Raw genomic sequence first — 9031 nt, 5'->3', positions numbered from 1 at the left:
GGCGCTAACGGTTCCCCGCCGTGGGGCTTCTCTTATTCATCCCTCGTGGCGGCACTTACAATTCCCCCCCCCCCCCCCCCCCCCCCATTTTTGTTAGGTTATTCTACGACTAACCCCTGCGGAACCCACACCCGCCATGAACCATTGATAGTTTCACGCGGCAATTCAACTAGGAGGTTTGAGTCCTCCCGATCAACCGGCCAGCCAATGTCTAAACTATCGCCACTTAACGAACGATGATGCACCACCAAACGTTCAGTTCCTGTGGTTGTGTCGAGCGACACAACTACCTCACCCGGATGGTTTCCTTCGCCAATCTGCTTGATCTTTAGTTTCATCAATAACCCTCCAGTGCTGCTTTAGTTCTTTTCCACAAGATCGAATCACCATTGATTCGGATATGGTCTCGACACGTTTTCGTCACATTCTCCGTGAGAGTGCTTTCTGAGTCACAGAGAACGGAACGTGAACACTCTGGCCTAATTAAGTCAGGTAGGCGAATCACAACGTGTTTCAAGTGTCGCCTAGACGGGGTTAACGCCCCGTGTCGTGGGTCTTCTCCTGCAAGGGGAGAAGGAAGAACGCTCAATGCCTGAAATGCCGCACGCCCGTAAACACCATGGCGATGCGGTGCTCGTCGGCGGCGGCGATGACGTCCTTGTCGTTCATCGAGCCGCCCGGCTGGATGACGGCGGTGGCGCCTGCGGCAATCGCCGACAGCAACCCATCGGCGAAGGGGAAAAAGGCGTCGGAGGCGACGACCGAGCCCTTGGTCAGCGGTTCGGCAAGGCCGGCGGCCTCGGCCGCGTCGAGCGCCTTGCGGGCGGCGATGCGTGAGGAATCGACCCGGCTCATCTGGCCGGCGCCGATGCCGACGGTAGCGCCGTCCTTGACGTAGACGATGGCGTTCGACTTGACATGCTTGGCGATGCGGAAAGCGAATTTGAGGTCGGCCATTTCGGCCGCTGTCGGCGCGCGCTTCGTCACCACCTTCAGCTCGAGGTCGTCGACCACGGCATTGTCCCGGCCCTGGATGAGCAAGCCCCCGGCGACGGATTTGACCGTTGTGCCAGGCGTGCGCGGATCCGGCAGGCCGCCGGTGACCAGCAGGCGCAGGTTCTTCTTTGCCGCAACGATTGCCGCGGCCTCGCCGGTCGCGCCGGGTGCGATGATCACTTCGGTGAAGGTCTTGACGATCTCTTCCGCCGCCTCGGCGTCGAGGGTGCGGTTGACGGCGATGATGCCGCCGAAGGCCGAGACCGGGTCGCAGGCCAGCGCCTTGGCGTAGGCGGCTTTCAGCGAGGCGCCTTCGGCAACGCCGCACGGATTGGCGTGCTTGATGATGGCGACGGCGGCGGAAAGGTCGGGGTCGAACTCGCCGACCAATTCGAAAGCGGCGTCGGTGTCGTTGATGTTGTTGTAGGATAGCTGCTTGCCCTGCAGCTGGCGCGCCGTGGCGACGCCCGGGCGCTTGTCGCCGTTGACGTAGAAGCCGGCGCTCTGATGCGGGTTCTCGCCATAGCGCACCACCTCGACCAGCCTGCCGCCAAAGGCGCGCCATGTCGGATGTTCGATCTCGAGCGCCTCGGCGAACCAGCCGGAGATCGCCGCGTCATAGCTGGCGGTGCGGGCAAAGGCCTTGGCCGCCAGCTTCTTGCGGAAATCCAGCGACAGCGAGCCGATGTTCATCTCCAGCGCATTCAGCACCGAAGCGTAATCGCCGGGATCGGTGACGATGGCGACATAGGCGTGGTTCTTGGCCGAGGCGCGGATCATCGCCGGTCCGCCAATGTCGATGTTTTCGACGATCGAAGCGTAGTCGGCGCCGGAGCGGCGGACCTCCTCGAACGGATAGAGATTGGAGACGACGAGATCGATCGGCTCGATGCCGTATTTGCGCATTGCCGCGGAATGTTCCGGATCGTCGCGCACGCCAAGCAGCGCGCCATGCACGCCGGGATGCAAGGTCTTGACGCGGCCGTCCATGATCTCGGGGAAACCGGTGAGCTCGGAGACGTCGCGCACCGCTAGGCCCGCCTCGGTGATCGCCTTTGCCGTGCCGCCGGTCGAGACCAGTTCGACACCGGCCGCTGCCAGCGCTTTGGCGAAATCGATGAGGCCCGTCTTGTCGAAAACGGAGAGCAGGGCGCGACGCACGGGAACAAGGTCTGGTGCGGGAATGTTCTTGGCGGCGACGGCCATGGGCTGGCGGCCTTTCACGACTGGTGTGGTGGATGCCCGCGCCCGTAGCACATGCCGCCCGGAAATCAAACCGGCGGTCAGGTGGGGCAAGGCAACGAATCCGTGTTAACGGGTTTCTTCGGAGACTTCGCAGGCGCGTTGGCTGACGGAGCACCAACGAAAAAACCCGCCTATGCGGCGGGCCACTGGCGCAAACCGGCACCATAGGCAAAAATGTACCATAGCTGAGGGCACGGAGTCAAGAAAAAATTCCTATCGTGGGAAAGCTGCCGGCACAAAAGCTGCCGATGCCCCGAGCTGGTTGTCGTCAGGCCTTTTGTTAACCTGAGTTTGAAGCCCTGTCAGGAGGATCAGTTGTTTTCCGGGTAGCCGGCGATGCTGGTGCGGGTCAGCTGCCAGTGGACTTCGGCGATTTCCGAAGCCTTGAAGGCAAGCACGATCTGGCGGCTGCGGCGCGGGCCGCCAAGGCCGGCGAAATAGATCGATTCCTCGACCTCCGGCACCACTTCGGCTGCTGTGAACACCCAGGTGTCGGCCTGATCGGCGGCCAGCACCAGGCGGTCATGCTCGTCCTGCAAAAGGTTGACGTCGGGATGAACGTGGAAGCGGACGGTGACGAAGTCGCGCCCATTGTTGCGGATCGCCGTATTGCCGGGGCGCTGGAAGCGGTCGCGGCCAGCCAGCACATTGCCGTTCGACGACAGTTTCAGCTCGCGCTCATGCAGGAAGCCGAAGCGCGGGACATAGCCGTCATGGCGGGCGATGAAGCCCTGAACGCCCTTCTGGTCGGTGCGCTTGCACTGCACATGCTGCGGGCCGCCGATCAGCGGCGAACCGAGCAGGTCGTTGACGCGCAACGAATGGCTGAAGCGCGCCGACGAGGTGTCGTTGATGGTGGCGGTCGAGTGCGCGGCGGTGGCGCGCGCCAGCGGCCGGAATTCAGCCGCGCCATAGGTGTCAATGCCGGCATTGACGATGTAGTGCTGGCGGCCGGACGACAGTTCGAAGGCGAGGCAGCTGGCGTGTGCGGCGTTGGACACATCGATCGCCGGCGGCGGGCCGGTGTCGGCGATGACCGTGGTGCCGCCCATCGACAGGCGCTCATAGCCGGAATGCGGCGCATGCAGCAGCGGCGCGCCAGCGGTGTCGTCGTGGCGCAGAATGGTGGCGATGCGGTCGTGGATGGTGGCGCCCATGCCGTTGAAGCGGGCGAGGCTGCCATCCTGATGGCGAAAGAAGCGCAGCGCCGGCAGCATGCGGTCGATGGCGCCGATCAGCGCCTGCGGCGGCGTTTCCGCCTGGTTGGCATAAGTCTGGCGCAGCGGCAGAAGGTCGGCGAGGATTTCCAGGACGACCATCGGATTGCGCGAAATGTGCCCGCCATCGGCGAGGATCTGGCGGTCGAGTTCCTCGGCAAGATTGCGGGTCGCGCCCCGCAGGGCCGATGCCGGTGCCGGCAGGGACAAGGCAGCGAAGGCGAGCGCGATGCGGGCCCGCAGCCTGTCCTTGCCGTCGGGCATTTCGCGCGCCATCGACCTGAGGTAGCGGATCTGGATGGCAACCGATTTCAGGAAGGCGCGGTAGAAAGGGAACTCGGCGCCCTGCAATACGACCGAGGAGTGCTGCAACCAGGCGATGATGCGCTTGGCCGTCGTGCCCGGCTCCCAGGCGATGCCGGAGATATGGCTGCCATGCATGGTGATCCAGTCGGAGACCAGGGCGCGGGCATTGGCGGCGGCAAGCTCGGTGCCGGCGGCGCGCATATGGCGCAGCCAGCGAAAGCCGTGCAGCGTCTTCTGCCAGCCGTGATTGGGCACGTGGATCTGGAAAGGCGACTTGCCGCCGGTCTCGACCACGTGCCCCGACAGGGGATAGCGGCCGTAATAGATCTCGAGTGCGATCTGCGGGTCGGCGAGGCGCAGGTCCGGCGGTGCGATCAGCACACGTTCCGGCGTGCGGCCGGAATAGCGCCAGCGATAGACAGGCCCGGCGCGCAGGCGCCGGCGCGTTTTGCGCCAGAACTCCTTCGCGACAAGCGTCCATAGACGCGTCGTGCTGCTGGCAGCAAGTGCCAAAACCCCTCCTGATCGTCCTCTACCCCGGCGCCGAGTCTACATGATTGCACGATTCGTGCGAAGGCGAATTCCACGAGCCCACGCCGGTTCACCTGGTTTTGCCCCCGATCCTACCCAAAAAAGTCAGTAATCCGGGCAGTTCAATCCCTAGCCGGCTCGCCGCATGCGAGCGGCGAAGAAACCATCGAGGCCCGAGCGTTCTGGCGCGCCGAGCTCCAGGTCGGCGGGCGTGGTGCGCAGCGTGCCTTGCGGCGTCAGGAATGGATCGATGCCGGCGATCTCGCCTTGCTGCAACGGATCGTTGGTGATTTCAGGCGTGCCGGCCAGAAAGACGCGATAGAGATCCTCGCCTTCGAGCGGATCGAGCGAACAGTTGGAAAAGACGATCGTGCCGCCGGGCTTCACCAGCGTGACGGCGCGGGCGAGCAGCCTGCGTTGCAGGTCGGCCAGTTTTTCGACATCGGCCGAAGTCTTGGTCCATGGCACGTCGGGGTGCCGCCGCACCGTGCCGGTCGACGAGCAGGGCGCGTCGAGGAGGATCGCGTCGAAGAGTTCTTCCGGCTCATATTTGAGCAGGTCGGCCTGGACGATTTCGGCAGACAGGCCGAGACGGTCGAGATTCTGCGTCAGCCGCACGAGCCGGTTTTTTGACGTGTCGACAGCGGTGACCTTCGCGCCGGCAACGATCAGCTGCGCGGTCTTGCCGCCGGGCGCGGCGCAGAGATCGGCAACCCGCAATCCCGTGACATCGCCGAACAGCCGGGCGGGCAGGCTGGCCGCGGCGTCCTGGACCCACCAGGCGCCCTCGGCAAAGCCAGGCAATTCAGTGACAGCACCGACAAGATTCTCGACTCGCACCGTGCCTGTCTGCAGGACGATGCCGCCGAGCTTTTCGGCCCAGAGACCGGGATCGGCCTTGACCGAGAAGTCGACCGGCGCCTCAACGCGATGTGCTTCGAGGATCTGTCTGGCCTTCTCGTTGCCGTAGGTGGTCTTCAGCCGGTCGGAAAACCATTTGGGCGCTTCGTCGGTGGCGGCAAGGGCGGCAGGCAGTTCCGTTTCCTTGGCCCGTGCCAGTGTGCGCAGCACGCCATTGACGAGGCCGGAGAAACGCACCGTGCGCGGATCGGACTTGGCATGGGTCACCGCAATGTCGACGGCGGCGCTGTCGGGAATATCGAGGAACAGGATCTGTGCCGCTGCCACATGCAATATGTGCGACAAAGCGGTGGCATTGGGCGGCAGCGGTTTTTCCAGGCGCCGCGCCAGCAGCCCTGATATGGTCATGCGATAGCGCAGCGCGGTGACCAGGGTGGCGCGGACCAGGCCGCGATCGCGCAAGTCGAGCGCCTTGTATTGCGGGTGGCCGTTTTCGTGATCGGTCAGCCCGTCAAGCGGCGTCCTGGCGTCGATGACGGCGGCAAGCAGGCGCGCCGCCGCCTTGCGGGCGGCGAGGCCGGCAACGAAGTCGCCGCCGTCCCTGTCTTCCTGATCGCCTGAAACTGTGCGTCGAGGCCCTCTGTCCGCCACGCTCACGACCACCGGCCCTTGGGCCCGGTCGGATTGCGACCCCACGGGTTGGATTTGGGCTTGGCGGCCTCCGCCGGCTGCTCGGGCCGCGCTGCCTGATCCCATGGGCCGGATGGCCGCGGTTCGTCCGTCTGGCGTGACGTTGGGGCCTGGCGCGGTGCAGCCCGGGTTTCGCTGCCGGCCATGTCGCGCGCCATCGCCTGCAAGGCTGCGATGCGGTTCTCAGTGGCGGGGTGGGTGGAGAACAGGCTGTCCATGCGCTCGCCGTGAAGAGGATTGATGATGAAGAGATGCGCGGTCGCGGGATTTCGCTCGGCATCGGGGTTGCGGATGCGTTCGGCGCCGCGGGCGATCTTGTCAAGCGCCGATGCCAGCCAGAGCGGGTGTCCACAGATTTCGGCGCCACGCCGGTCGGCCTCGTATTCGCGGGTCCGGCTGACCGCCATCTGCACGACCATCGCTGCAAACGGAGCCACGATCATCGCAACCAGCACGCCGACAAAGCCGAACGGGTTGTTGTCGCGGTTGCCGCTGAAAAAGAAGGCAAAATTGCCGAGCATCGAGATGGCACCGGCAAAGGTGGCGACGATCGTCATGGTGAGCGTGTCGCGATGCTGCACATGGGCGAGCTCGTGCGCCATGACCGCCGCGACCTCTTCAGGCGTCAGCGCCTGCAACAGGCCGGTGGAGGCAGCCACCGCCGCATTCTGCGGATTGCGGCCGGTGGCAAAGGCGTTCGGCTGCGGGTTGTCGATCAGATAGGTCTTCGGCATCGGCAGGCCGGCCTGTTTGGCCATTGCCTGGACGATGGCGTAATATTCGGGCGCGTTCCTTTCATCGACCTCGACGGCACGGTTCATCGACAGCACCATCTTGTCGGCATTCCAGTAGCTGAACAGGTTGGTGCCGGCGGCGATCAGCAGCGCGATCATCATGCCGCCGGTTCCGCCGATCAAAAAGCCGACGCCCATGAACAGCGCGGTCATCGCGGCAAGAAGCATGGCGGTGCGGATGGTGTTCATCGTCTGCTCCTGTCCGGGGGATAGCGAAAAGGGGTCGATCGTCGTGGGTTCATGGCTATATGATGGGAAACGCCAGTTCCTGTTTCAATTGACTGGACTCAATCTGCTGACTGGACTCAATCTACCGAGATTATCGCATGACCGACGAAATCAGTAAAACAGGCGCCGCTCCTGCCGAAGCGGCATCGCAAAGAGAGCTAGCGCCGGCCGCACGCCGTGCGTTGGCCGAGGCCGCAGCGCGGCGGGAAGACTACCGCGAAAAGGAGGCCGCGCTGCCGAAGGAGATCGGCGGCCGCGGCGGCAAGGAGCCAGGGCGCTACGGCGACTGGGAAGTAAAGGGCCTGACCAGCGACTTCTAGATGCCTCCCTACGCAGCGTTGCGCTGCGGCTCGAGCGCGATCCAGCCACGCTCGTCGACCGTGATGCCGACCATGTCGTAGCCTGCGATCGCGGTATGTTGCGTTGGCAAGGGGTGCTTGTGCGTGGCGCTGATGACCATGACCGCCGCGCCCGCCGCTTCGGCTGCCGCGATGCCAGCTGGAGCATCCTCGAAGACGAGGCAATCGCGCGCGTCGAAGCCGAGCCGTTCCGCGCCAAGCCGGAAGCAATCGGGCGCCGGCTTGCCGCGGGAGACATCTTCCGCCGCGACGATGACGCCCGGGACAGGGATGCCGGCGGCCTTCATGCGCAACAGCGCCAGCTCACGCGGGGCGGAGGTTACGATCGCCCAGCGTTCGGGCGGCAGCGAATCGAGAAATGCCACGGCGCCGGCGATCTGGAGAATGCCATCGAGGTCGGCCGCCTCGGCCTTCAGCAGCAGATCAGCCTCGTATGCCGGGTCGACGCCCGGCAGTGCCAGGCCGGTGATGGTCTCGATCGCGCGCACGCCATGGATCGTCGGCAGGAAGGCGGCGACGTCGAGGCCCTGGCGGCGTGCCCAATCGCTCCACACCCGTTCCGCCGAGGCGATGGAATTGATGAGCGTGCCGTCCATGTCGAAGAGGAAGGCCGCGAATTTTCTGCCTGAATACATGATTTTCCTTGAGTTCGGGGAGCGCTGGTGGGGTTGCCGAACCTAACGTCTCGACCGCGGCAGGGGAAGACACGGGGTGGGCTTTTCGATCGGCCCAGGGAACCACGGTATCCTCCGGGCGTTTGGGAAGGACTGCTTCTCACAACAACGATCGAAGGGGGGACCAACGATGCTGATCCGGCTCGGCTACGAAATCGCCATCGAATGCGTAGCCGCGACGCCGGTGATTTCAGTGCTCGAGATCCATCGGGACAGGCAGGCCGACATCAAGCGGCAGACGCGGGTGTTGACCTCGCCCGCGGTGCCGACAAGACTGTACCACGATCTGCATGGCAATGCCTGCCGGCGCTTCACAGCACCCGCCGGTGGTTTTCGCATCCTGTATGACGCGGTCGTCGAGGACAGCGGCGAGACGGACGAGGTCAACACGCTGGCCAGGGAAGTGCCAGTGGCGGATCTGCCGGACGAAGTTCTGGGTTATCTCCTGGGCAGCCGCTATTGCGAGACGGATCATCTGAGCAGCCTGGCCTGGCAGCTCTTCGGCGACATCCCGTCCGGCTGGGCGCGCGTGCAGGCGATCGCGGATTATGTCCACAACCGGCTGTCGTTCGGCTATGGCTATGCGCGCTCGACCCGCACCGCGGCGCAGGCGCATGAGGAGCGCGTCGGGGTCTGCCGTGACTTCGCCCATCTGGCGATCACGCTTTGCCGCTGCATGAACATTCCGGCACGCTACGTGAACGGCTATCTCGGCGATATCGGCGTGCCAGCCGATCCGGCGCCGATGGACTTCTCGGCGTGGCTGGAAGTGTTCCTCGACGGCAAATGGTACACGTTCGATCCTCGCCACAACACGCCGAGAACCGGCCGTATCGTCATCGCCCGCGGCCGCGACGCCACCGACGTGCCGCTGCTGCACAGTTTCGGCCCCCACCGGCTCAGCCTGTTCAAGGTGTGGACCTACGAACAGGAAGGCAATCTGTTCAACCCGCCCTACCACGGCATCGACAGGACCGTCAGCGCACAGATGCTGGCGTAGTCGCGAGGCCTACCGTTGCAACTGCTCCAGGGTGGTCAGGAGGTTTTCTCCGGCCGCAACTTTCGGGACACATGGTCCGCTTCGGCACAGTGAGCTTGTGCCGCAACAGGACGCCGTCGACGGCGTCGCG

At 64.5% G+C, this 9031-nt stretch carries 8 protein-coding genes; 2 read left to right on the top strand and 6 right to left on the bottom strand.

Annotation, left to right across the window (positions count from 1 at the left end; all coding sequences use genetic code 11):
• Positions 1-98 precede the first annotated feature (98 nt).
• The 5 genes from NKH06_RS16060 to htpX all read right to left on the bottom strand — a co-directional run bounded on the left by NKH06_RS16060 (position 99) and on the right by htpX (position 6829).
• On the bottom strand, positions 99-338 hold the full coding sequence (locus tag NKH06_RS16060) for a hypothetical protein (protein WP_352441028.1): 240 nt from the start codon (positions 336-338) through the stop codon (positions 99-101).
• A 247-nt stretch (positions 339-585) separates the two neighbouring features.
• Positions 586-2202, bottom strand: coding sequence for a bifunctional phosphoribosylaminoimidazolecarboxamide formyltransferase/IMP cyclohydrolase (gene purH, locus NKH06_RS16055; RefSeq protein WP_352441027.1), 1617 nt, complete (start codon positions 2200-2202; stop codon positions 586-588).
• A gap of 350 nt (positions 2203-2552) precedes the next feature.
• Entirely contained in the window at positions 2553-4277 is a 1725-nt protein-coding gene (locus NKH06_RS16050; RefSeq protein ID WP_352441026.1) for a heparinase II/III family protein, read from the bottom strand.
• A gap of 147 nt (positions 4278-4424) precedes the next feature.
• Positions 4425-5813, bottom strand: coding sequence for an RsmB/NOP family class I SAM-dependent RNA methyltransferase (locus tag NKH06_RS16045; RefSeq protein ID WP_352893416.1), 1389 nt, complete (start codon positions 5811-5813; stop codon positions 4425-4427).
• Positions 5810-6829 carry a zinc metalloprotease HtpX gene (gene htpX / locus NKH06_RS16040; RefSeq protein WP_352893415.1) on the bottom strand — a complete coding sequence of 340 codons (1020 nt, stop codon included), beginning with the start codon at positions 6827-6829 and terminating at the stop codon, positions 5810-5812. Before htpX ends, NKH06_RS16045 begins: the two co-directional genes overlap by 4 nt.
• A gap of 137 nt (positions 6830-6966) precedes the next feature.
• On the opposite strand from htpX, the gene NKH06_RS16035 reads away from it, so the two are divergent.
• On the top strand, positions 6967-7188 hold the full coding sequence (locus tag NKH06_RS16035; protein ID WP_352793070.1) for a DUF1674 domain-containing protein: 222 nt from the start codon (positions 6967-6969) through the stop codon (positions 7186-7188).
• 8 nt (positions 7189-7196) lie between these two features.
• Here NKH06_RS16035 and NKH06_RS16030 read toward each other — a convergent pair whose 3' ends face one another.
• Complete coding sequence (locus NKH06_RS16030; protein WP_352893413.1) at positions 7197-7862, bottom strand: HAD-IA family hydrolase; 666 nt, start codon at positions 7860-7862, stop codon at positions 7197-7199.
• A 169-nt stretch (positions 7863-8031) separates the two neighbouring features.
• Between NKH06_RS16030 and NKH06_RS16025 the strand changes: the two genes are divergently transcribed.
• On the top strand, positions 8032-8901 hold the full coding sequence (locus NKH06_RS16025) for a transglutaminase-like domain-containing protein (protein WP_352893412.1): 870 nt from the start codon (positions 8032-8034) through the stop codon (positions 8899-8901).
• Positions 8902-9031: the final 130 nt, after the last annotated feature.

Source organism: Mesorhizobium sp. M1342 (assembly GCF_040317955.1).
In the GTDB taxonomy this organism is placed as follows: Bacteria; Pseudomonadota; Alphaproteobacteria; order Rhizobiales; family Rhizobiaceae; genus Mesorhizobium.
The sequence above is the reverse complement of the archived record's forward strand: the minus strand, read 5'-3'. Positions and strand labels throughout refer to the sequence as shown.